Origin of the sequence: Mesorhizobium sp. M7A.F.Ca.US.011.01.1.1, assembly GCF_003998295.1 — a bacterium.
Taxonomy (GTDB): domain Bacteria; phylum Pseudomonadota; class Alphaproteobacteria; order Rhizobiales; family Rhizobiaceae; genus Mesorhizobium.
The window spans coordinates 63,837-84,767 of record NZ_RZRT01000013.1 but is presented as its reverse complement, the minus strand read 5'-3'; the positions used below and the strand labels follow the sequence as shown (position 1 = coordinate 84,767).

Annotated in this window: 23 protein-coding genes and 2 pseudogenes; 8 read left to right on the top strand and 17 right to left on the bottom strand. The window is 59.9% G+C overall.

The window, feature by feature from the left end; translation table 11 throughout:
• Position 1 precedes the first annotated feature (1 nt).
• Together EOA13_RS15645 and EOA13_RS15635 are read right to left on the bottom strand one after the other, a co-directional pair.
• On the bottom strand, positions 2–649 hold the full coding sequence (locus tag EOA13_RS15645) for a helix-turn-helix domain-containing protein (RefSeq protein WP_127293824.1): 648 nt from the start codon (positions 647–649) through the stop codon (positions 2–4).
• Positions 650–1,398: 749 nt separating this feature from the next.
• Positions 1,399–1,755, bottom strand: coding sequence for a hypothetical protein (locus EOA13_RS15635; RefSeq protein WP_127293822.1), 357 nt, complete (start codon positions 1,753–1,755; stop codon positions 1,399–1,401).
• Between the two features lie 277 nt (positions 1,756–2,032).
• Here EOA13_RS15635 and EOA13_RS15630 point away from each other — a divergent pair, with 277 nt between their 5' ends.
• Positions 2,033–2,800 carry a Crp/Fnr family transcriptional regulator gene (locus tag EOA13_RS15630; RefSeq protein WP_127293820.1) on the top strand — a complete coding sequence of 256 codons (768 nt, stop codon included), beginning with the start codon at positions 2,033–2,035 and terminating at the stop codon, positions 2,798–2,800.
• A 337-nt stretch (positions 2,801–3,137) separates the two neighbouring features.
• Positions 3,138–3,371, top strand: a complete 234-nt coding sequence (locus EOA13_RS38755; protein ID WP_245490388.1) for a hypothetical protein — start codon at positions 3,138–3,140, stop codon at positions 3,369–3,371.
• A gap of 495 nt (positions 3,372–3,866) precedes the next feature.
• On the opposite strand, the pseudogene EOA13_RS39570 reads toward EOA13_RS38755, so the two are convergent.
• Both EOA13_RS39570 and EOA13_RS15615 read right to left on the bottom strand, forming a co-directional pair.
• A pseudogene (locus EOA13_RS39570) lies at positions 3,867–3,998 on the bottom strand (metallophosphoesterase); the annotation flags it as partial.
• A 396-nt stretch (positions 3,999–4,394) separates the two neighbouring features.
• Positions 4,395–4,730 (bottom strand): cytochrome c, encoded by a 336-nt coding sequence (locus tag EOA13_RS15615; protein ID WP_348629757.1) that lies wholly within the window; start codon positions 4,728–4,730, stop codon positions 4,395–4,397.
• Between the two features lie 227 nt (positions 4,731–4,957).
• On the opposite strand from EOA13_RS15615, the gene EOA13_RS15610 reads away from it, so the two are divergent.
• Entirely contained in the window at positions 4,958–5,794 is an 837-nt protein-coding gene (locus tag EOA13_RS15610; protein ID WP_127293816.1) for a universal stress protein, read from the top strand.
• Between the two features lie 23 nt (positions 5,795–5,817).
• Here EOA13_RS15610 and EOA13_RS15605 read toward each other — a convergent pair whose 3' ends face one another.
• From EOA13_RS15605 to EOA13_RS15555, 11 genes and pseudogenes are all read right to left on the bottom strand, one after another.
• The gene (locus EOA13_RS15605) at positions 5,818–6,273 is read right to left on the bottom strand and encodes a pyridoxamine 5'-phosphate oxidase family protein (protein WP_127293814.1); all 456 of its coding nucleotides are present in this window, start codon (positions 6,271–6,273) and stop codon (positions 5,818–5,820) included.
• Positions 6,274–6,353: 80 nt separating this feature from the next.
• Positions 6,354–7,547 (bottom strand): HlyD family efflux transporter periplasmic adaptor subunit, encoded by a 1,194-nt coding sequence (locus EOA13_RS15600; protein WP_127293812.1) that lies wholly within the window; start codon positions 7,545–7,547, stop codon positions 6,354–6,356.
• A 4-nt stretch (positions 7,548–7,551) separates the two neighbouring features.
• The gene (locus EOA13_RS15595; RefSeq protein ID WP_127293810.1) at positions 7,552–9,915 is read right to left on the bottom strand and encodes an FtsX-like permease family protein; all 2,364 of its coding nucleotides are present in this window, start codon (positions 9,913–9,915) and stop codon (positions 7,552–7,554) included.
• 4 nt (positions 9,916–9,919) lie between these two features.
• Positions 9,920–10,627 carry an ABC transporter ATP-binding protein gene (locus EOA13_RS15590; protein ID WP_164780093.1) on the bottom strand — a complete coding sequence of 236 codons (708 nt, stop codon included), beginning with the start codon at positions 10,625–10,627 and terminating at the stop codon, positions 9,920–9,922.
• 116 nt (positions 10,628–10,743) lie between these two features.
• Positions 10,744–11,025 (bottom strand): hypothetical protein, encoded by a 282-nt coding sequence (locus EOA13_RS15585; RefSeq protein ID WP_206535287.1) that lies wholly within the window; start codon positions 11,023–11,025, stop codon positions 10,744–10,746.
• Positions 11,026–11,053: 28 nt separating this feature from the next.
• Complete coding sequence (locus EOA13_RS15580; RefSeq protein ID WP_245486438.1) at positions 11,054–11,347, bottom strand: DUF2267 domain-containing protein; 294 nt, start codon at positions 11,345–11,347, stop codon at positions 11,054–11,056.
• A 238-nt stretch (positions 11,348–11,585) separates the two neighbouring features.
• Positions 11,586–12,281 (bottom strand): hypothetical protein, encoded by a 696-nt coding sequence (locus EOA13_RS15575; protein ID WP_127293808.1) that lies wholly within the window; start codon positions 12,279–12,281, stop codon positions 11,586–11,588.
• 94 nt (positions 12,282–12,375) lie between these two features.
• On the bottom strand, positions 12,376–13,011 hold the full coding sequence (locus EOA13_RS15570) for a Spy/CpxP family protein refolding chaperone (protein ID WP_245486439.1): 636 nt from the start codon (positions 13,009–13,011) through the stop codon (positions 12,376–12,378).
• A 373-nt stretch (positions 13,012–13,384) separates the two neighbouring features.
• On the bottom strand, positions 13,385–13,924 hold the full coding sequence (locus tag EOA13_RS15565; RefSeq protein WP_127293806.1) for an Hsp20/alpha crystallin family protein: 540 nt from the start codon (positions 13,922–13,924) through the stop codon (positions 13,385–13,387).
• A gap of 353 nt (positions 13,925–14,277) precedes the next feature.
• Positions 14,278–14,642, bottom strand: a pseudogene (locus EOA13_RS15560) (DUF3775 domain-containing protein).
• Positions 14,639–15,580, bottom strand: a complete 942-nt coding sequence (locus tag EOA13_RS15555; protein WP_245490387.1) for a DNA-binding protein — start codon at positions 15,578–15,580, stop codon at positions 14,639–14,641. Before EOA13_RS15555 ends, EOA13_RS15560 begins: the two are co-directional and overlap by 4 nt.
• 163 nt (positions 15,581–15,743) lie before the next feature.
• On the opposite strand from EOA13_RS15555, the gene EOA13_RS15550 reads away from it, so the two are divergent.
• Positions 15,744–15,932 (top strand): ribose-phosphate pyrophosphokinase-like domain-containing protein, encoded by a 189-nt coding sequence (locus EOA13_RS15550; RefSeq protein WP_206535286.1) that lies wholly within the window; start codon positions 15,744–15,746, stop codon positions 15,930–15,932.
• Here the strand turns inward: EOA13_RS15550 and EOA13_RS15545 are convergent.
• Positions 15,893–16,153, bottom strand: a complete 261-nt coding sequence (locus EOA13_RS15545) for a phosphoribosyltransferase family protein (protein WP_127293804.1) — start codon at positions 16,151–16,153, stop codon at positions 15,893–15,895. The genes EOA13_RS15550 and EOA13_RS15545 overlap by 40 nt on opposite strands.
• A 341-nt stretch (positions 16,154–16,494) precedes the next feature.
• On the bottom strand, positions 16,495–16,872 hold the full coding sequence (locus EOA13_RS15540; protein ID WP_127293802.1) for a hypothetical protein: 378 nt from the start codon (positions 16,870–16,872) through the stop codon (positions 16,495–16,497).
• 327 nt (positions 16,873–17,199) lie between these two features.
• On the opposite strand from EOA13_RS15540, the gene ftsH reads away from it, so the two are divergent.
• From ftsH to EOA13_RS15520, 4 genes are all read left to right on the top strand, one after another.
• Positions 17,200–19,020: an ATP-dependent zinc metalloprotease FtsH gene (gene ftsH, locus EOA13_RS15535; protein ID WP_127293800.1), complete on the top strand. Its 1,821-nt coding sequence runs from the start codon at positions 17,200–17,202 to the stop codon at positions 19,018–19,020.
• Between the two features lie 74 nt (positions 19,021–19,094).
• On the top strand, positions 19,095–19,589 hold the full coding sequence (locus EOA13_RS15530; RefSeq protein WP_206535285.1) for a pyridoxamine 5'-phosphate oxidase family protein: 495 nt from the start codon (positions 19,095–19,097) through the stop codon (positions 19,587–19,589).
• 130 nt (positions 19,590–19,719) lie between these two features.
• The gene (locus tag EOA13_RS15525) at positions 19,720–20,367 is read left to right on the top strand and encodes a BON domain-containing protein (protein ID WP_127293892.1); all 648 of its coding nucleotides are present in this window, start codon (positions 19,720–19,722) and stop codon (positions 20,365–20,367) included.
• A gap of 102 nt (positions 20,368–20,469) precedes the next feature.
• Positions 20,470–20,874: a host attachment protein gene (locus EOA13_RS15520; protein ID WP_127293796.1), complete on the top strand. Its 405-nt coding sequence runs from the start codon at positions 20,470–20,472 to the stop codon at positions 20,872–20,874.
• Positions 20,875–20,931: the final 57 nt, after the last annotated feature.

Here is a 20,931-nt window from a genome sequence, read left to right as displayed (position 1 = left end):
GTCACTCGCTCATATTGTGAAGCGCCTCATGCTTGACGATTTCGATGCTGCGCAGGCTGAGCATGCGGATGACGCCCTTGTCCTTCAGCCGGGTGAAAACACGCGATACCGTCTCGATGGTGAGCCCGAGATAGTCGCCGATATCCATGCGCGACATCGGCAGCTCGACTTGCCGCAATCCACCCTGCCGCTCCGTCATATCGACCAGGAACGCGGCGACGCGTTCGATTGCGTTCTGGCGGCCGAGAACCAGCAAGTGCTCCTGAGCCCTGGTCAACCCGTTGAGCGCCAAGGGCAGCAACTGATGGGACATGTCCGCTCCAGCAGTGAAGCGGAAGACGCGGACACCGGTGGCATTGATCGCTTCGGCAAAGAAGTGGTGCGTCATGTCAGCTTCGAAGCCGAATGTCTCTCCGGCCAGGTGGAAGGCACTTATCTGCCGGCGGCCATCAGCAAGCAGGCGGTAGATGCGCACGGCGCCGAACTCCACCTGGTAAAAGGCTCCGGCCTTCTCGCCCTGGGCATAGATTTCCGAACCAGCGGGAAAGAAGCTGACCGGCTGCGGCGGTGCCGAATCGAGTATTGCTGGCAGGGTCGGCCGGGCAGAATGCGACGGGAGTGAAATTCTGGAGGTCGTGTAGGCGTGCATGGCGGTTTCCCCGGTTGATCCGTGACACAGCAATCGCGCGAATCCGCAGGTCGCGAAATTCGGTTATGTCCCTACGGGGAATTACCTAGTACCGGGAGTCGTTGAAGACGGCGGGAGCTTCCCTGGGGTCCTTCTGCATTTCGGGCCCGCAGTGGGTGGACATGTCAGGACAAAACCTGAGGCGGCTCCCGTCTCTATCTCATCCGCGTCATTTCAGTGATAAGGACTAGCCGTCGGTAAGACTAGCGCGTCGCCGCCAGTTTGCGTGACCCGCAGTCACCTGCCATGAGCCAAGCCGACGCAGCGAGCCGCCCTGGCCCGCCTGATGGGCGCTTGCGGAGCGGCGCTCTTCGACCCCCGCATGTCGCAACACTCATCAGCGCTGAGCCTTGACCCCGATCAACGACGCATTCGACTTCAGCCGGTACCACTGTCCAAAAATAATGGAGAACTCAGTGTCTCACGAAGCTATTCGCCATTATCCATCAAGGCAGACCAAAATAAACTTGCAATGGCATCTGTCGAACGATCCGCCGCGACTCCGCACCTCGGATGAAGGACTAGTTTGGCATCTGAAACATGCCGTGCATTGTGGTTGCCGGCCATTGCCGAATGATGTCAACGAAGAGTTGGAGAATCGTGGTATCTTTGCCGTTGTGCAGTCACCGCACCTGGCTTGAGAAATAATCCGAGCCAACCCCTGTCTCAAATGGACCGAAACAGCAGGACCGCCACCCCAAGGAATCCCGCTAGTTGCGGTGATCGCGGGTGTCAAAGAGGATAACCAAGTGCCGCTCCTTTGCATACTGCACGATGTATGTAGTCAATTGATCGTCGCTTTCGCCGCAATCGGGCCGAGCCCAACGCACGGCTTCGATCGTGGATTTGGTTGAAATCGATTCGCCCGCGTGATGCTTTGAGAGCGCTGCGGCAACCAGTTTCAGACCCGAGCGAACCGTGCTTTCCCCTGATGCTTCCAAAACCCGGAGCTTCAACTCTTCCTTGGCAAGCAAATTCTCAACGACATGCCGCTGTTCCGGGCTCAATTCGTGAGAGAGCATCTCGCGAAAGTGAGCGATATTGGCGTGTGCCACATAGCGATCCACGAGCTGGCTCCCAAACAGGTGCTCTTTTTTGGGTCTGAACGTTCCCGAGCAAAAAATATTAAGCCGAATATCCCTGCGGTCCAATCAAATTCGGACCGCCTGACGAGGGGGCTTGGAAGCAAAGCTGATTTCAATTTGATTCGGAACAAAGACGACAACACGAACTTGGACGAGGTTTGGCTCCAGGATGGCCTTTTAAGTTGTCTTTCCAATCTGAGTTTCTGGTCAACTCTATTTTGGATTCCCGAGTTGGCACAACCGTGAGTTGGAGAGTGCTGTGGAAGCGTTGCCTTCTGTCCGAGCCCTGACGCCCTGTGATCGATGCGCCGTGCGCAGAACATCACTGTGCAACAGGGTCAATGTCGACTTACAGAAGGAACTCGCCAGGCTTTCCCATCACCGGACGTATCGTCTCGGCGAAACGGTGCTTGGCGAAATGGAGGCGACATCCTTTGTGGGCATCGTCGTGTCCGGCGTGTTGCGCATGCAGAAGTCACTGGAAGACGGACGCCAGCAGCTCGTCGGTTTGCTGTTTCGTTCAGACTTCTTCGGCCGCGTCTTCGGAGGCCTTTCCGACTACGACATAGAGGCGGCGTCCGATGTGACGCTATGTTGTTATGAGCGTCGCGCCTTCGAGCGATTGACGGAGCGCTTTCCCGAGCTCGAGCATCAACTGATGCTGAGCACGCTGAACGAACTCGACGCAGCGCGCAATTGGATGCTGCTGCTTGGCTGCCAGACGGTGCCGGAACGAGTTGCCAGCTTCTTCCTGATGCTTTGCCGTCGTAGCGGTGCGAATGAATTGACGCCTGACGCGAACCTTTCGATCCATGTACCCATCAGTCGCCGTGACATGGCCAGCTATCTTGGGACAACCGGGGAGACCATCAGTCGCGTCATTCACGAGATGTGCCGCAAGGGCATCATCAAAATCTGCAATGCGCAGAATTTTAAAATTCTTAACAAGCGACAACTCGTCAGGATGTCGGGTCGCGACGACCTTTCGAGCATACCGCGAACAGCATCCCGATTGAAAAGCTGGTAGTGATAGCGGGTCGTCGGAGGAAGGCAACCCGATCCGATCGCCTAGCTCCGGCCCCGTGCGTCATGATGAACACAATGACTGAGCTTCATTTCTGGCCGATTGCACAGTGCCTCGTTTTGCTGACACTCGCGAACGGAGTGCCCCCAATCGCCAAGAAAATGCTTGGCGATTGGCTCGCATGGCCGATCGATGGCGGTCGGCTCTTCTGGGACGGACAGCCGCTCTTGGGCAAGTCAAAGACGCTTCGCGGGTTCGTGCTGGCAACCCTCGCTACTGCGATCGGCGCTCCCCTTGTCGGGCTCGACATTGAAACTGGAGTGCTCTCGGCTTCACCGCCATGGTCGGCGACATACTGTCGAGCTTCATCAAACGTCGCTTGGGTCTAGCTCCGAGCGCCGAGGCGCCAGGCTTCGATCAGGTGCCGGAATCTCTGTTGCCTTTCCTGGCGGTCAAGAACCTTGTGGGCTTTTCGGTTTGGGACATTCTGATCGGTGTCGGCGCGTTCTGGATTGGCGAACTCGTGGTTTCCCGGCTTCTTTACATGCTGCGCATCAGGGACAGACCCTACTGATCCTTGCGGGCCAGATGGGGCCGTGTGATCTCGGGAAGGCAGTTCAGCCGTACTGCGGCGACACTCGAGCCGGCGCCAACCGATGTATAACCCATCATGCCATGATACATCCACGCGCCGGCGCCCATCGTCCGCGGGAGTTTCGAATCCAGGGTGATCGGAATTCTCGCGGCAGACAGATCTGGCCGCCATGGTTGTGACCTGCGAACAGCACGTCGAATCCAGCGTGAACTGCCTGGCGATAGATCTCGGGAGTATGCGAAAGCAGGATCGAATATGCGTCGGCCGGCACATCGGCAGCCGCCTTTTCAATATTGTCGACCCGAAAGAAATGCGCATCGTCAATTCCAGCGAGATAGATGCGCTCTCCGCCCCGCTCACTTCCAGTTCGTTCATCAGCATGCGAATGCCCATGTCCTCCAGGGCCGGAACCATTCGAACTGTATCGTGGTTGCCGAGCACCCCGTATAGCGGTCCCCTGAGAAAGGTGCGTACGCGGGCGACACCGTTCACGGCGGCTTCAAAGGGACCGAAGGTCTTTGCGCGGAAATCACAGGTCAGGACGCAAATGTCATAGTCTAGACCAGCGACGACTTCGGTGAGGCGATCTATCGCGGGGCCGCTCATGTCCGTATGCAGATCGCTGAGGTGCAGAATCCGGAATCCTTCGAAGCGGCGTGGCAGGGTTGCCGACGTGATAGTGTTGACGCGGAGTTGGACGTTTTCGGCGTTGCGGCACCCGCGTCCATAGAGCCCCGTGACCCGCAGCCCGTTGCGGATCATTGTAGAGATCGAATACCAGTTCTCCAGGTGAAAGAAGTTCAGGCCGTGGCCGAAGATTTGTGCTTCGTGCTCGTCTTCTATGCCCAGACGCTGCCTTGCATGGATCCGGCCAAGGCGTTCGTCCAGCCTGAGGCTGATGTCAGTCATCGCGGTCCAAAGCCAAGTTGGTGGCGCAGAGAGAACGTGCACCAATCCTTGCAGGCACACCAAGCCATTTGGTGACCTTCGCTGCTGCCGAAACTATTGCTGCAGCGTCTCAATGTAACTGGCCAGGTTGTGGATGCGTTCGGTCGTGACGACCTCACCGCCGCTGTGGCCGTAAAGTTTTTCGTCTTGCTCAAGGAACTGGCGACCCCACACCGGCATCTCGCGATCGCCGTGGCTCGGTACGGCATAGCGACCGTCGATAGTCGCGAAGACCCTCGAATAGGGAAACGTCCCCCCATTGAGTTTGGAGAGGTGTGTCAGGTCGGCCGGACGCTTCGTCAACAGGTCACGCAAGGGGCCGTCGCCCTTGCCATCGAGACCATGACAAACTGCGCAGGAGTTCAGATATTCCGCCTCGCCATAGCTCATTTCCTGCGCCCTGGACGCTTCGCAGGCCATGGTCGCGAGAGCTAATACGAGTAGGAATCTCATGCGCGCATCCACCATTTGATCGGCTAAGCGTACCGCGTCAACCCGCACACGGGTTGATCAGGATCAATTCGGCGTTGGTATGTGTCTTTGATTCAGCGCAATGGGCATGCCGAACCGTCTTGTTATCGTTGTCATGGAAATTGACAAGAGACGGAGCAGCCGCCATGGCTTTCAGGACGATACTTACGGTTACAGGACCGCATATGGGTGACGGCGATCTCAAACTCGCCGCTGACCTTTGCGACGAAGTCGGTGCCCATCTTGCCGTTCTTGCCGTTGTCATTGCTGCGCCGCCGCCAGTCGGAGACTATGCAGCAATCGTTTCAGAAGACTGGCTGAAGGAGCGGCAGGCCGACGAGAAGCTCTTGGAGAGGCGAGCCGCTGCCGTGTCGGCTTTTCTCGCCAACAGAGCGCTTTCTGCCGATGTCTCAAGCGAGTATCCGGAGGCCGGCTGGGCTGACGAAAGAATCGGTCGCCGTGCACGCTACGCCGACATTGCGGTGATCGGGCCGGAGTTGCTCGCTGGCGAGACGCTGAAGAGCAAGGTGATCGAAGGCGCCTTGTTTTCATCCGGGAAGCCGCTGCTGATCATTCCCCCGGGGACGCGGCCGACACTGAAGCCGAAACGTGTACTGGTAGCATGGGACGCTCGCCTTGAGTCATCGCGCGCCGTTCGTGAATCACTCGATATGTTAACAGGCGCAGATGAAGTGCGCCTCGTCATGGTCGATCCGGTGGAGGACGAATATCACCACGGTCAGGAACCCGGAGCTGATGCCGCAGCGTACCTCGCCCGGCATGGCGTGAAGGTAACAGTCGACCGCCTGCCGAGTGCGAACCATTCTGTCGCTGATGTTCTTCGCCGGCACGCGGTGGACAGCAGCGCCGAGCTGATGGTGATGGGCGCCTATGGTCATTCCCGTTTGCGCGAGCGGATTTTCGGCGGCGTCACCAAGTCGATGCTTGAGGATCAATCACTGCCTGTCTTGATGGCGCGGTGAAGCACTGCCAGTGTGCCACGACTTTAAATAGTACGCTCTTTCGCTTCGCGACCTGACACGTGCTTGATTGAAATGCGAAAGAATACGTGTGTCGAGTGGTCGGCAAGCGGAGGTCTCACCGGCTTAAGGGCTCCAGGTTCCCACCAGTCGACGTGCCTGCTCAAAATTGACCAGGCATGCTCCCGTTCCGGCATGCGGTCGATCCGGTCCAGGAGCTCTTCGTATCGACCATCAACCACGACGCTTTTCCATTCTTGCCCTTCGCCGCGCGTATCGACCAGGACGGACACAAATGGGTTTGCCCGCATCCATTCGACCTTCTTGCCAGGCATCGAGAAGGCATAGAGATGGTGATCAGCGTAGGCAAAGTGGATCGGTGCAATGTAGGGTTGATCGCCTTTCGTACACCCTAAATATCCCACCCGACTCGCAGCCAACAGCTTCGTGCACTCAAGTGTGGACATCGGATGGATGATCATTGTCGATCGTCTCCTGGTTTTTGTTACAAGTCAGATTCTTGCGTTGATACTCGTCAATCGGAACGCCAATTCGTAGCGATTCAGTTGCGTCGCTCCACCAGACCTTCATCGACAAGGGTGTCGGACGGGTGGACGACAACGCTGACACCGGGCTCCAGGCCTGTCAGCACCTCGGCAACATCGTCATTCATGTGACCGATCTGCACGTCCGTTTGCCTGGCGCGACCACCGTCGGCAACGAAGACATTCCACCGGTCGCCGTTCCTGAACAGCGCCCCGATCGGCACCTGGACGCATTCGGCGCACTCCCAGACGGTCATCTCGACGAAGACCCGATAGCCGTGGCCGAGCCGGACGTCCGTATCTTCCAGATCCAGGACGACGGTAACCCTCTGCTCCTCGATCCCGAGCGCGGAAACCTTGGTGAACGCCGCTGGATCGACGCGTCTCACCGTCGCGCGCAATGCATGATCGCCGCCCCAGTCGCTGATCTCAGCCTTTGTCCCAGAGGCGATGCGTACCGCGTCACTTGACAGCAGGTCGACAGCGATCTCCAGATCGTGGACGTTGCCGATCTCGGCGATCTTGGCGCCAGCCGCCACCGCCTGTTCGCTCCTTGCCATGACGGCAAGAACGGTTCCGTCGATGGGAGCCCGAAGATTGACGCAGCAGCTTTCACCGGTCGGGTCCGCCGGATCGGGCTGCAGCAGGCGTGCCTCGGCGTTCGCAAGTTCCGCGGCTCTGAGCCCTATGACTGCTTTCGCGGCATCGACCGCGTTTTTCTGCAGGTCGACTTCGTTGGTGAGCCTCTGCAAAGCACTTTCTGAAACAAAACCGGATCCGAATAGTTTGACTGTCCGGGCCAATTCGTCCTGCGCCAGCTTCAATGCCGATTGCGCGCGTTGCAAATCGATCTCGGCAACACCGACACCAGCGCGCGCCGCGTCGCGGCTGGCAAGCAGTTCGGCCTCCGCGCGCCGGTCGATCAGTGGCGGGTCGAGCGGATGGATGGAAGCAACAACCGTGCTTGCCTGCACCTCGTCGCCTTCGTTCACCACCGTGCGCGTCAGATGACCGGCAATCGGCGCCGATACCGCATAGACGTCGCGCACGCGCGTCATACCTTCCTCGCGGATCGTCACCTTCATTGGCGCCGCGGTAACCACGGCTTCATCCACCAGCGCCGGCTGCTCGCGCAAAGCCCAGCCGAAGCCTGCGACGAGCGCAACGGCAAGCAGCGCAAGTCCAACGCGTTTGATCCAGATCGACTTCATCGGACTAATCCCTTGTCTTGAGGACGCGCACCAGGTCCAGGCTGTCGATGCGACGCCGAACGATCAATGCCGAAAGCGTGGCCACGGCGAGCACGACCAAGCTGGCAAGCGCGAAAGTGGACCGATTGACCACGAACGGAATGCGGAAGAGGTCGCTCTCGAAGCCCGCCACGACCGACCACGAGAAGAGATAGCCAAGGATCCAGCCGAGCGGCTGCGCCAAAGCGACGATGCTGGCCAGCTCGATGAGCAGGACGCTTGAAACCTCGCTCCTGGTGAAGCCGAGCACGCGCAGGCCGGCGAGTTCGCGGGCGCGCTCGGAAAGCTGGATACGGGCGGAGTTGTAGACGACGCCGAATGCGATGATGACGGCAAGCGCCGTGTAGACGCTGGTCATGATCGTGATGTTCTCTCCGATTGTCTCGCGGAAGCGCTGGCGCGATATGCCCTGCAGCGCGATTGAGGCGACAACGGGCGTCCGTTTGATGGCGGCGTAGAGTTCGCCGAGGCGTGCCGGATCGATCGCCGCCCTGACACCGGAAATGCGTGGTCCGCCGCCGAGCAGCCGGTCGAGCGCCTCGGCCCGCATGTAGACGGCAAGCCCGACATAGCTCTGGACGATGCTGGTCACGGGAACGCGGATCATTCGATGTGCCTTTTCGAGCAGTTCGACCTCTGCCAGATCGCCGATACGCAGATGGAGCAGCGAGGCGACCCTTTCGGACAGCATGAGGCCGGCCGGAGGCGGGTCGACTGGATTGAGATCGAGATCGAGAACCCGCGCGAGGTCCGCCTGTTGGGGGACACTCGAAATCACCAGCCGGCGCTCACGATGGCCATGGCGCAGGATCACAGCTGTTGCTCGGAACGGCTCGGCGCGTAGCACGCCTGGCATGGCAGCGACCGACTGCAGGGCGCGAGGTGGTTGCTCGACACCGAACGACAAGGTCGCATCCTGTCGCTCGGCACGGAAGAAGACCGTGTCGACCATGAAAGATATGGAATCAAAGGAAAACAGCGCCGTGACCAGCAGAGCGACGGCAAGCGAGGTCCCCAATGTCGTCAGCAACGAGCGCATGGGCCAGCGCACCAAATGTCTCAACGCCATGATGGTCAATTGCGAAAACGATGAAAGAAGACGGCCGTTGCCCATGAGGAAGGCCCGGTATCGCGCTGGGGCCGGCGGTTGCATGGCGACCGCGGGGGGAAGCGTGACGACGCTCCAGATCGCACGTGCCGCCCCCAAAAGAGCTGCTAGCGCGCTTGTCGCGGCGGCGATGGCATAGAGGTCGAGACTTTGCTGGAAGATGAGGAAGGGGAAGGAGAAGAACCGCGCATAGAGCGTGGTGAGGCCGTGGCCAAGCCAGTTGCCGGCACCGGCGCCGATGGCGATGCCGATCAACGCGATCACAAGCGTCAGCTTGGCATAATGCCAGCCGATTGCCCCCGATCCGTAGCCAACGGCCTTCATCAGCCCGATCTGTTCGCGCTCGAGCACGATCAATCGTGACAGGATCATGTTGACCAGGAAGGCCGACACAAACAGGAACACCGGTGGAATGACGGCCGCCATGGCGCGAAGCTGGATCAGCTCATTGTCAAGGAAGGCGTGAGATATCTGGTCGGCGCGCCCGTGCGCTCCGGTTCCCCCGAACGACTTCAGGACACGGTCGACCGCATCCTCAATCGCCTGCATGTCGGCACTGCGCTGGGTGCGTATGGCCACATCGTTGAATGCGCCATCCATGTCGAAGATGCCGGCAAGCGCGGTTTGCGGCATAAAGAAGACGCCGAAGCGCCGCGGGTCTGGCACCATGTCGCCAGGGCCGAGCGCATAGATATATTCGGGCGTGAGCACGATGCCGGTGACGCTGAGCGTCCGCTTGCGGCCGTTCAGAATGGCAGCGAACGTGCTGCCGGGCGCCATACGGTGCGCCGTCGCGAAACGTTCAGTCACCGCTACCTCGCCGGGCCGTCCGGATTCAGGCAGCCGGCCGATGCGTAGGTAAAGTCTGTTGGCTGCAGGCTCGCCGCGGTCGGGGATCGAGACGGCAATCGCGGTGGCCGGTTCGGCCATTCCAGGCATGTCCAGCAAGACCGGCTTGACGATGCGCAGTTCGAGCCCGCTGACCCCCGCGATTGATGTGATGCGCTCGCGAAGGTGGAGCGGCGCGCGCGTCAGCCCGGAGAAGACGGTGCCAAACCGGTAGCGATCATAGAATGCCGTGCGGGTTTGCTCCAGCGAGCGATAGCCTCCGACGGCGAGGACGATCGTCGCGACGCCGCAGGCCATGACGAGGGCGATGGCGAGGACTTGCGCCCACATCCGCAGGATATCGCGCAGAAGCTTGCGATCGAGGACCGACACGGCGCTACCAGCTTACTTCAGCGGGCCGTGCCCGCTGGTCATTGACGACGGCATCGGCAATGCGACCGTCCCTGAAGGTGAAGACGCGATGCGCGATCTGCCGGATGCCGGCATTGTGCGTGATGATCGCCATCGTCGTCTTCATCTCCTCGTTGACCCGCGACAGCGCTTCGAGGACCAGAACGCCTGTCTTCGAATCAAGGGCGCCGGTCGGCTCGTCGCACAGCATGACTTCCGGGCGTTTGGCGATTGCACGGGCAATCGCCACCCTTTGCTGCTCACCGCCGGAGAGCTGGGCGGGGAAATGTGCCATGCGATCCTTGAGGCCGACCATCTCCAGCGCCTCATCGGGCTTCATCGGATTGGACGAGATCTCGGTGACCAGTGCGACGTTTTCCCAAGCGGTCAGGCTCGGGATCAGATTGTAGAACTGGAACACGAAGCCGACATGGTCGCGTCGGAAGCGGGTGAACTGCCTCTCGGAGAAGGTGGTCAGATCCTGGTCTCGAAAGCGCACCTCACCTGCGGTCGCCCGGTCAAGCCCGCCCATGATGTTGAGCAGCGTCGACTTTCCGCTGCCTGACGGTCCAAGCAGGACAGCGATCTCTCCCTCATAGAGGTCGAGATCGACACCGCGCAGGGCGAACACTTCAACCTCGCCGGCGCGGTAGACCTTGGTCACGCCATGGGCAGAAAAAATCGGAGAATGCATGCTTTGCGGGTCCTGTGTATCCCGCCAACTGTCGCCGCGTTCGCGGCTCGGCACCTTGATGTTCATCAAACATTGCCGCCAATCGCCTGGCGGACGGAGAATGGAATTTGGAACACTCAAGCCCCCTCGGCCTTGACGGTCCGGCGCCGAATTGCTCGCATGCCCGCGCTGCGTTCTTGCCTGGCTTCGACCAGCGCGTCCGTCACCTCGTCATCCGTGAGTTGGGGAAAGCTGTGGTAGTGGTCACCCAGGGCTTGGAAACGCGCCGGTTGACTGAGGCACACCACTTGATCCGCTTCCTGGGCGAGCTCGGCCGATATGTCAGGCGGCGCGACAGGGATTGCCACGACGATCTCGCGTGGCGACCGCCGCTTGAGGGCGCGGATCGCAACCTTCATTGTCGTCCCGACGATCGCGGAAAATCGGTCAATCCGTAGGCCAGAGCTGACGGAGCGATTTCTTCATCGAGTTCCGAACCTGGACGATCTCGCCACGCGATATGTGGCGGTCGAGCAACCTAAAAACGGCTTTGATCGCCTGGTCGATATCGACGTCAAGTTCATAGCCGAAGTGGTTCCTGACACAAATCACGAAGTCGCGCTTTTTCCTTTCCCACGTGGGTGTGTCCGGTTTCCAGCCTTCGAAATATATGCCCCTGATGAGTGTAGGCAGCTGAGCTGAAAGGTCGGCCATCTCCTCTGGCGACAGCCAGTCCCGCAACGTGTGCAGGACGGATTTCAGGAATCGGTAGCTGTTTTCTTCGTTCCAGCCCAGATCCTTATTCCTGGGCCTGCTCGGCGGCGTGAATGAATCCCGTAGCTGAATTGTGTGTCATGCGATCGCTCCATCAATCAATCTTGCCATTCTGTCGTAAGGAGCGATGTTCGCATTGAGCCGGATCAAATCATCCTGGCGTGACATGCTGGGCGACCGGGTAGGGCGGACTCGAGACGCGCTCTTACCTGTAGTCTGCACATGTCCTCCCCTGATGGGTGTAAGCGATGGGGAGTCCTCCCGTGATGCCGAGCCCGCTGCCACCTCCCTCCGGCAGCGGGCTTCCTTTCGTCGATGCGTCTGATTGAGTGCGGTGGGACTCGATGGCAAGGAGATCGAGACAGTGTGTGAAATTGCTGGTTACGGGTTCCCCTGGAGCAGACCCAATCTTGTAGGTTCGCATTTCTGCGAATGATTCCGAGCGAGCAAACCGCAATTCATAAGTTCCGGAAAACACTGCGTTGATGAACGCCGTGGCGAGAAGAGGATCTTGTGTCGTCGCCATGACCGTCCCGTCATCATAGATTTCGTAATCGAAATGGCCGAGCGAGCTGAATGTGCGGGAGCCGAATGCGGCGTCCGAAATCTGCGCTATTTGATATTTGCCGTCAGCCGTGAGGTCGGCTGCAGCCATAAGAAAGCCGGCTAGAACCGTCCCGTCGAATTTGTTGTACCCTGCAAGCGTGATGAACTTGACGACTTCCCGTGATGGCGGATTGCTCACATCGAGGATGATCTCACAGACCTTTGCCTCTTCGGTCTCCTCGCTCCAGTTGCTGTAGAGCACTCCTGTCGGAAAGATCGTTGAGCCCGCGGCCTGGTTGATGCCGAGCACGGCCAGCGCGGCCAAAGACCCCAGAAGGCGAAGCACGACGCACATGCGTTAAGTTCCTCCGCAATCTGTCCGCAGCGATCCGCTCTCGCGGGCGCGGTCACTCCGGTCTCCAAAATTTCAACGCCAGATGCGAACGGGGCTATCTGAACATCATTCCTGGGCCGACGCCTCCCGAGCGCCCCATACCCATGCCCATCATCGGCAGGACGATCTCGTCAGCTGCCTTCTTCTGCTCGTCGCTCAGCTTTGCGTACAGTTTTTCGACGGCCGCACTGACGGCTTTTACCTGCTCCAGTCGGGCTTCGAGATGGGTCTGCTGGTAGGCCAGTCGTTCGGGCAGGGGCTTCTTCAGGAAGTCACCTTGCTGGAATTCCTTGATCATACCTTGCATCAGCGCGTTGTGCGCCTCGGCTGTGCTGCGGATGACGCCGGCAAGCTCATCCCAAGCGGGGGTCTGCTCGTCGGTGATCTTCAGTTCCGTCTTGAGGAAAGCAAGTCGACCGTCAATTCGATCGAGCATCTCGTCTGAGTCATAGCCGCCCATCGGGCCGCCCATCCCCCATTGGCCCATCATCATTCGGCCCATCCCCCAACGGGGCCACCAACCAGAATCAGTGTCGTTGTCTTCAGCACTGGCTACGACAGGCATTGCTGCAGCTGCCAGCATCAGCCCGGCGGCGAAGGTCCTGCGCCAAGTCGGAGAAAGCATCGGATTAAGCTCCATCTCATCGATTACTGCATCGCATATATTGGAGGCAAACAGCGGTGGCGGCATTGACCTGCATCAACGATGCGCCAGCGGGGTGTCGGGGCGGCACCGATTAGCCCCGCATCTCTTGGTGAGTGCAAAAAATCGGACGGCGCGTGGTTCGGGGTATGTAATCTTCGCCAGCAATCGGACGGGGGCAGCGAGGGATATTCAGGCGCGCAAGAAAGCCGGCCAGCTTTCCAATCCAGCGTAGGTGGTGAAATCCCACTTGATCCAGCGCAAAAGCGTTTTCGTCACATCGGAACGGCTTTATGACGGCCCATCTCGCAGCAAGTTCAGGTGAGGCCAAGCCTGAACGCATCCGCACACGGACTGGTTCACCTTCGAGGAGCGCCGTCAGCGCGTCGAACCGGCGCGCTGACAGAGCACAATCACGGATTCAGGCAGCCTTGACCGAGATCTTCTTCTCGGCCTTCTGGGCGTCGACCGTCTTGGGCAGCTTGATCGTCAGCACGCCCTTGGTGAAGTTCGCCTCGATCTTGTCGGCGTCTACGCCTTCAGGCAGCTGGAACGAACGTTGGAAGGAGCCGTAGCGGCGCTCGGAAAGGTAATAGTCCTTATCCTTCTCTTCCTTTTGCTCATTCTTCTCGCCCTTGATCGTCAGCATGTTGTTGGCGAGTTTGATCTCGACGTTCTTTTCGTCGATGCCGGGCAACTCGGCCGTGATCTCGTACTCCGTGTTCTTCTCGACCAGGTCCATGGCCGGCGCGACCGGCCAGCCCGCGTTGCGCAGCGACGGCAGTTCACGACCGAACAGGGAGCGCGTCGACGGCAAGCGAAAGTCGAACGGGTGGAAATCGTCGAACAGGCGGTCGACTTCGCGGCGCAGGCTTTCGAATGGCGCGGTCCAGTTACCGGCTGGCGCCGGCGCAGTGCTTTTCTCGGTCTTCACAGGCAGTTTGGTGGCAGTTTCGGCCATGGCTCTTCTCCTTTGGCGAGCTTGATCGGCAGGTGCCGCCGCCTCCACCCTTCCACCTTAGGTTTCCCAGGAGGCGCTAGAGCTGGAGGTCAGCGGACCCGCTTGCCAGGTGTCGTCACCGAACTGGTCCATTGCTTCGCGACTCCGCGGTTTTGCCGCGATTCATCGCGCCCGCGTCACCAAATTTGGCTCAGCCTGGCAAGAACAGCATCAAAGCCGCTGCAAAGAGGAGGCTCATTGATTGGGATCAATGGCGAGAGAAAATACCTTCGGCTGGAGCCTCAATGCAGAGGCGCGACCTGCGCGGCGACATCGAAACGCCGTCCGTCAGCATGCGCAGGGCACTCCGATGACTAAAAGTGCTCGCGTTCATATTCGACACAGGAGTAGCCGAGTGTCGAAAGACCATCGGCTAGATGGTCTGCAAGCAGCGGCGTCCCACAGAGATAGTCGGAAGTATGCTCGTTGTGCGCGTCAGTTGCTTGCTGGCGGACACTTTGCCACTCGTCGGCGGATTGTCGTCGCGACCCAGCCACATCAGGGCCACCAGGTCGATTTGTGCGTCGACGGAAAGATCGGAGATCAGCGACCGCAGTTCTTCGAGGACAGGGTCGTCGGCATGATCCTCAAGGATCGCGGCAGAATGATCGTCGGACGGATTGGAGGCGGGGTTAGGTTCGGTGACGGGATTCTTGGCATCGAATTCGCGCGCCTTCATGATGATGAAGCATACAGTTTCGAGCGAAACTGCGAGTTCCGTTTCGCCGTCGCCAATGCTGCTCGCCGCTCTTTCCATACCGTTTGCCTCAGTTGCTGTTCGTCTTCCCGTCCCCGAACGACGCGCATGCCTGCGCTCGGCCCCGTTGGTTGGGTGACGACAGTGCACCGTCCCTCCGGTTGACCGTCGGCCTGGAAATAGATCACGACCCAGTCGCTCGTTTTTGCCAGTTCGTGCGCCAGCCTGTTGTTCGAGAAGGACGCGGTGAAATGCCAGTTGTTATGTCGCGCATGCAGCACCGGCAGCCAGGCCTCGCCCTTCAGATTGAAGCGCTTTGGCGCAATTTTGCGAAGCACTCCGGCTGCCGCCTTTTCGCGATACATGCGATCGACATCGAGCAGCATCGACACTGGCGGCAAGGGCTGAGGTTGATGGGTCGTTCTCAGCCGAGCCCTGCCGAGCCGTTCGGCGAGGGCTGCCGCCAGCATCTCCTTGCGCCTGTAACCGATGCCCTTGATATGAAGCGCGCCGCTATGGAGGGCGTTCTCGAGATCTTCGAGGGTTTCGAGTTGCCCGTCCTCGGCGAGGCGGTGTGCATATCGTGGTCCGATCCCCGGGATAGACCGAAACAACGCCTCCGGTTCCATCTCACCGCGCAGCCGTTCCAGTTGGGACCAGCGCCCCGTTGCAACCATCTCGGCAATCGCGCCGGCTATGCCTGTTCCGATTGCCGGAAGGGCGACGAGGCCGTCGCGTCCTTCCTTTGCCAGGATTTCGCCAAGGGGCCGTTCCAGCCTGGAAACAAAATCTGCCGCCTTCCTGTAAGCCCGTGCGCGGAAACCGTCGGCGCCCTGGCTGTCGAGGAGATCGGCAAAATCGCGGAATTTCCCTGCCACTCCAATGTTCTCGAGGGGTGGCTTCGTCGCCAATGTCGTCATTGGCTTGACGCTTGGGTTTGGCATCGCGGTCTGAAGCGGCTCCGGCACGGTTCCCCCCAGCACAGGGGTTGAAGATTGTCGATTGGTCCTTCTAGTCCATTCGTCGCCGCGCATCCTTGACACGCATCAATCCATCAGTGTTTGAAACTGGATAGAAGAGAACATGCGCTTCTTCGCACTCAAAGGCTCGGAACAACTCGGCGCGGCCGCGGCGCGAGCGCTTTCGATCGAACTCGATCCGCATGAAGAACGAGATTTCGAGGACGGGGAGCATAAGGCGCGCCCGCTGGTCAGCGTGCGTGGCAAGGACGTCTATGTGCTCGGCACAATGTCCAAGGGCGCTTGCGGGTAACGGGCTTTGGTGACTGCCACCAAGTCCACGCTGTCAGTGACGATCGTGCGGTCAATCGCCTGGCTGCCGAACAGCACGTCGGCACCCTTGCCAAAAAGTCCGTGCGTGGCGATCGCATGAATGGTCCGGGCGCCGCGTTCACGACAGGCAAGTGCTGCGCGTAGCATGGTGCCGCCCGTGCTGATGAGATCATCGACAATAAAAACGGCATTATCGGCCATGACGGATCGGCGTCTCCAGGAGATGCGCGACGCCGAGACGGGCCCTCAGCAATGCCCGGAAACCGCCATAGAGCGCCAGCAACTCGGCATCGGGGCGATCCGGCAGCCGGTTTTCAAGAGCCTGGACCAGAAGCGGTCGGATCCATAGCGCCCCAGCATCTCGCATTCCAGGCCGAGATAGTTAATCTCGTCAAAGGATGACGGTGCGCATCGACCGGTTGAACTCGAGACAGCCGATGATCTGGGGTGGCCGACCAAAGACAGACGTGTTCGGGGCGCAGGTCGCCATGCCCTTCGACGATCGCGCCGCGAAGAATGCGCGCTTCGATCCGCGGCCTCAATCACTGCAGCAGGCCGTCAACCATGTCGAGCGGGCCGGACGCTATGTCCGAAAACGCGAATTCAGGCCTGAGCAGGATGGCGCGGTTGATCCGCTGTTCTCGAATGAGGTGACGCAGATAGGCGCCGCCGTCGATTTCCGCCGGGCAGTGCGCATAAAAGTCCGCCAACATCTTGCCGACTTCGTTTATCTCGGTCGCCGCCAGCCGGCCGCTACCGATGCGCTCGTCCAGCATATCGCCTTGCGGCAGGCGCCTCATTTCGACCAGCCAGTCGACGACGCGGCCCCCGCCGCCAAGCGTGAAACGGCCCGATCCGTCACGCCGAAGAGGAAAGACCCGGCGATAGGTTTCGGCAGCAAGGTGGGCGTTCAGCCGCAATTCCTCGCCACAGTAGAAGTGCCGCTTCGCGATTGTGCTGAAGTCGAGGAACGCATGCCTGACCGGCTTCTGAGCTTGTAGACCAGTTTGTCCGTGAGGAAGACCCAGGACATATGCGTCTCGCGGACATCCACATGTGTCGTCCCACTTCCGTACGTCGCCGGATCGCTGAGAAAGCGCACTTTCGCCACCAGGTCTGCAATTTGCCAGTGTCCCATCATCGCCGGCACAATGGTGGCCAGCAGCGATCCGCACTTTGATGCGCGTCAAGGACGCGCCCGTTGGTCGTGACATTCTGCCGATGAATGCAATTTCCGGCTGGATGTCATGGATCGCAAACACACCTTCAACATAGGCTATGTCATCGTTGCTATCCTGATCATTGAGCTGTTTCAGGTCTGGTTCGCTTATCGCGACACTGCGCAAATCTCCTACAGTGACGTGATCCGCCTCACCGAGGAGGGCAAGGTTGCGTCCGTCACCCTGACTGAGACCATGATCGAAGGCGCGTTCAAGGAGCCACAGGATGGCAAGACGACGTTCCTTGCCAATCGCGTCGACCCTGCGGCAGTTGCGGTTTTCGAGAAGGCCGGCGTCAAGATCACCGGCGCTTCCGACAGCAACTGGCTGACGACTGTTCTCTCCTGGATATTGCCCGCGCTGATTTTCGTCGGCATCTGGATGTTCTTTTTCCGCGGGTTCGCCGACAGGCAAGGCATGGGCGGCCTGATCAACATCGGCAAGTCAAAGGCCAAGGTCTATCTGGAGCGCAAGACAGGTGTAACTTTCGAGGACGTGGCGGGCGTCGACGAAGCCAAGGCCGAACTGCAGGAAATCGTTTCCTTCCTCAAGGACAAGGATAAGTACGGTCGCCTCGGCGCGCGTATCCCGAAAGGTATCCTGCTGGTCGGGCCGCCTGGAACCGGCAAGACATTGATGGCGCGCGCCGTCGCCGGCGAGGCGGGGGTGCCCTTCTTTTCCATCTCAGGCTCGGAATTCGTCGAGATGTTCGTCGGCGTGGGGGCGGCCAGGGTACGAGACCTGTTCGAGCAGGCCCGGCAGGCGGCGCCTTGCATCATCTTCATCGATGAACTCGACGCGCTGGGCCGTGCCCGCAGCCCGTTCGCGGGTTATGGCGGCGGTGATGAGAAGGAGCAGACATTGAACCAGCTGCTCTCGGAACTCGACGGTTTTGATCCGCGTGTTGGTATTGTGCTGCTTGCCGCCACCAATCGGCCCGAAATCCTCGATCCGGCCCTGCTGCGCGCTGGGCGTTTCGACCGGCAGGTCGTTCTGGACCGGCCCGACCGCAAGGGCAGGGGGGCCATCGTCAAGGTCCACATCAAGAACGTCTTAACCGCGCTTGGCGTCAGCACGGACGAGATTGCCGCGATAACGCCCGGTTTCACCGGCGCTGATCTTGCCAATCTCGTCAACGAGGCGGCCATCATCGCCACGCGGCGCGGCGCCGATAAGGTAACGATGGACGATTTCACCAATGCGGTCGAGCGCATCGTCGCAGGCTCGGAACGCAAAAGCCGATTGCTGAAACCGCTGGAGCGTGAGCGTGTCGCCTTTCACGAAATGGGGCATGCCCTAGTGGCGGCCGCGACGCAAAGCGCCGATCCGGTGCACAAGGTATCGATCATCCCGCGCTCGATCGGTGCTCTCGGTTTCACCATGCAGCGCCCGACGGAGGACCGGTTCCTGATCACGGTCAGCGAGCTGAAGGACCGCATGGTCGTCCTGATGGGCGGCCGCGCGGCCGAGGAAATTATATTCGGCGAAGTCTCAACCGGGGCGGCCGACGACCTCGCCAAGGTCACCGAAGTTGCCCGTCAATGTGTCACCCGCTTCGGAATGGATCCGACGGTGGGTCAGGCCGTTCTCGAAGAGCAGCGCCTGCAATGGCTGGGTGACGGCCCTGGCATGCCAAACAAGAAAGACTATTCGGAAGCCACGGCGCGGGAAGTCGACTTGGCGGTGCGCGGCATGATCGAGGAGGCCCTTGCCAGCGCCAAGGACGTGCTCCGCGAAAGGAGCACCGACCTGCGCGCTGGCGCCAAGCTGCTGCTCGAGAAAGAAACGCTGACGCCCGATGACTTCGCACCGTTGCGGCGAAACGCCGAGCTGGTCTCGGCGGCGTGAAGGCGATGCGGGCCGGATGCGGTTGCCCCTGAACAAACGAGGAGAGTGTTATGAAACACAAGTTTCAGCAGAAGATGATCAACATCCTGGCGCGTTGCATGGATATGACGATTGCGACGGCCCGCTCCGACGGCTCGCCACAGGCGACGGTGGTCTCATTCGTCCATGACGGCCTGCTGCTCTACTTCGGCTGCGGAGCCGGCTCGCAGAAGGCTGTGAATATTTCTCGCGATCCACGCGTCTCAGTGGCAATGACCGCAGCCTATGAGAACTGGTTGGAGATCAAAGGGTTGTCGATGGCGGCGAGCGCCACGGAGGTCGTTTTGCCCTCTGAACTCACAGACGTCGGACGCATGATGGTTCAGCGCTTCCCGCAGATTTCGGCTATCCAGCCCAGCGAGGCCGCACCCGTGAAGCTGTTCAGGGTGCGGCCCACGATCATCTCTGTGCTCGACTATTCCCTGGGCTTTGGTCACACCGACCTCGTCAAGATGGAAGCCGACGACATCGCCGAGACCCTGGACAGCATGCGACACCATTGGCTTGTGGGTACTTCCGCCACCGCATGACGGTCGCGCCAATCGTCCAAACGGCGACTATCTGACCCGGCATTGAGCCGGATCAATGAGCAAGGGCGCTAAGGATGCTTTTGTTGTCGCTGCGGGCGAGAAGTCCGCCTCGACAAACAGGAGACAGACCATGATGGATTTAACGTTACGTCAGAACATTCTCGATGAGTTGGAATTCGAGCCGAGCATTGACGCTGCCCACATCGGCGTCGCCGTGGACGGCGGCATCGTCACCCTGACCGGGCATGTTTCTTCCTTTTGGGAAAAGACTACCGCTGAAAATGTGGTCAAGCGGGTCAAAGGCGTGAAGGGCCTCGCCGAGGAAATCGAAGTCCGGCTGGTTGGACAGAAGGGAACTGCGGACGACGAGATCGCCAAGCGTGCGGTCGATGCGGTCACCTGGAACGTCTCCATCCCGAGGGACAAGGTTCAAGTCAAGGTACGGGATGGGTGGATCACGCTGACCGGGAAACTTGAATGGCAGTACCAGAAGAACGCAGCGGCCGACGCCGTCCGCGGCTTGGCGGGTGTTGTCGGCGTTGCCAACCAGATCGAAATCTCCCCACGAGCGTCAGTGCCCGATATCAAGAAGCGCATCGAGAATGCGCTGAAGCGCGATGCAGAAACCGAAGCACAGGCGATCCGCGTCAACGTACTGGATGGCAAAGTGACTCTTGATGGGAAGGTCCGGGCGTGGTCCGAGCGTCAGGCAGCCGAACGTGCCGCCTGGTCGTCGCCGGGCGTCAGAACTGTGGACGATCGTATATCCATAATCTGATGGGCACGAGTTGGACGCGGCGTCTTCATCGGTGGCCGCCGCGTCATCAATGGCCCGAGAGTGCGCTGGATCTCGGTCCAGCCATGTGAAAGGAGAAACAATATGATCCTGGCTAATGGTACCCTCGTCGCGGTAACCGACGGCGACAAGCTGCGCCTGTTCCGCAACAAAAGTCACGAACCTCGGATCGACTTGGCCGAAATGCCCGAGCCAGGATTACACATGGCAAACACTGGCTCGGGCGGCCGGCATCGCAGTTCCACCGCCAATCCCGACGACTCCCGCCTGCGGGAAGACGACTTTGCCGCAGCCGTGGCCGCCTATCTCAATCGCGAGGCGCTGACCGGAGCATTCAAGCATGTCATGGTGATCGCCGACCCGCGCACGCTGGGCGAGCTACGCAAGCACTTCCAGGACCCGCTGAGGGGAAAGCTGGTAGGCGAACTCAGCCAGGATCTCGCGAAACACTCCGTCGAAGCCATCGAGAACACGTTGGCGGCGGCTTGAGTCCCCGCCCGGATATTCAGACGTTTCTGATCCCGATCTCAATCAGGGAACATCCGG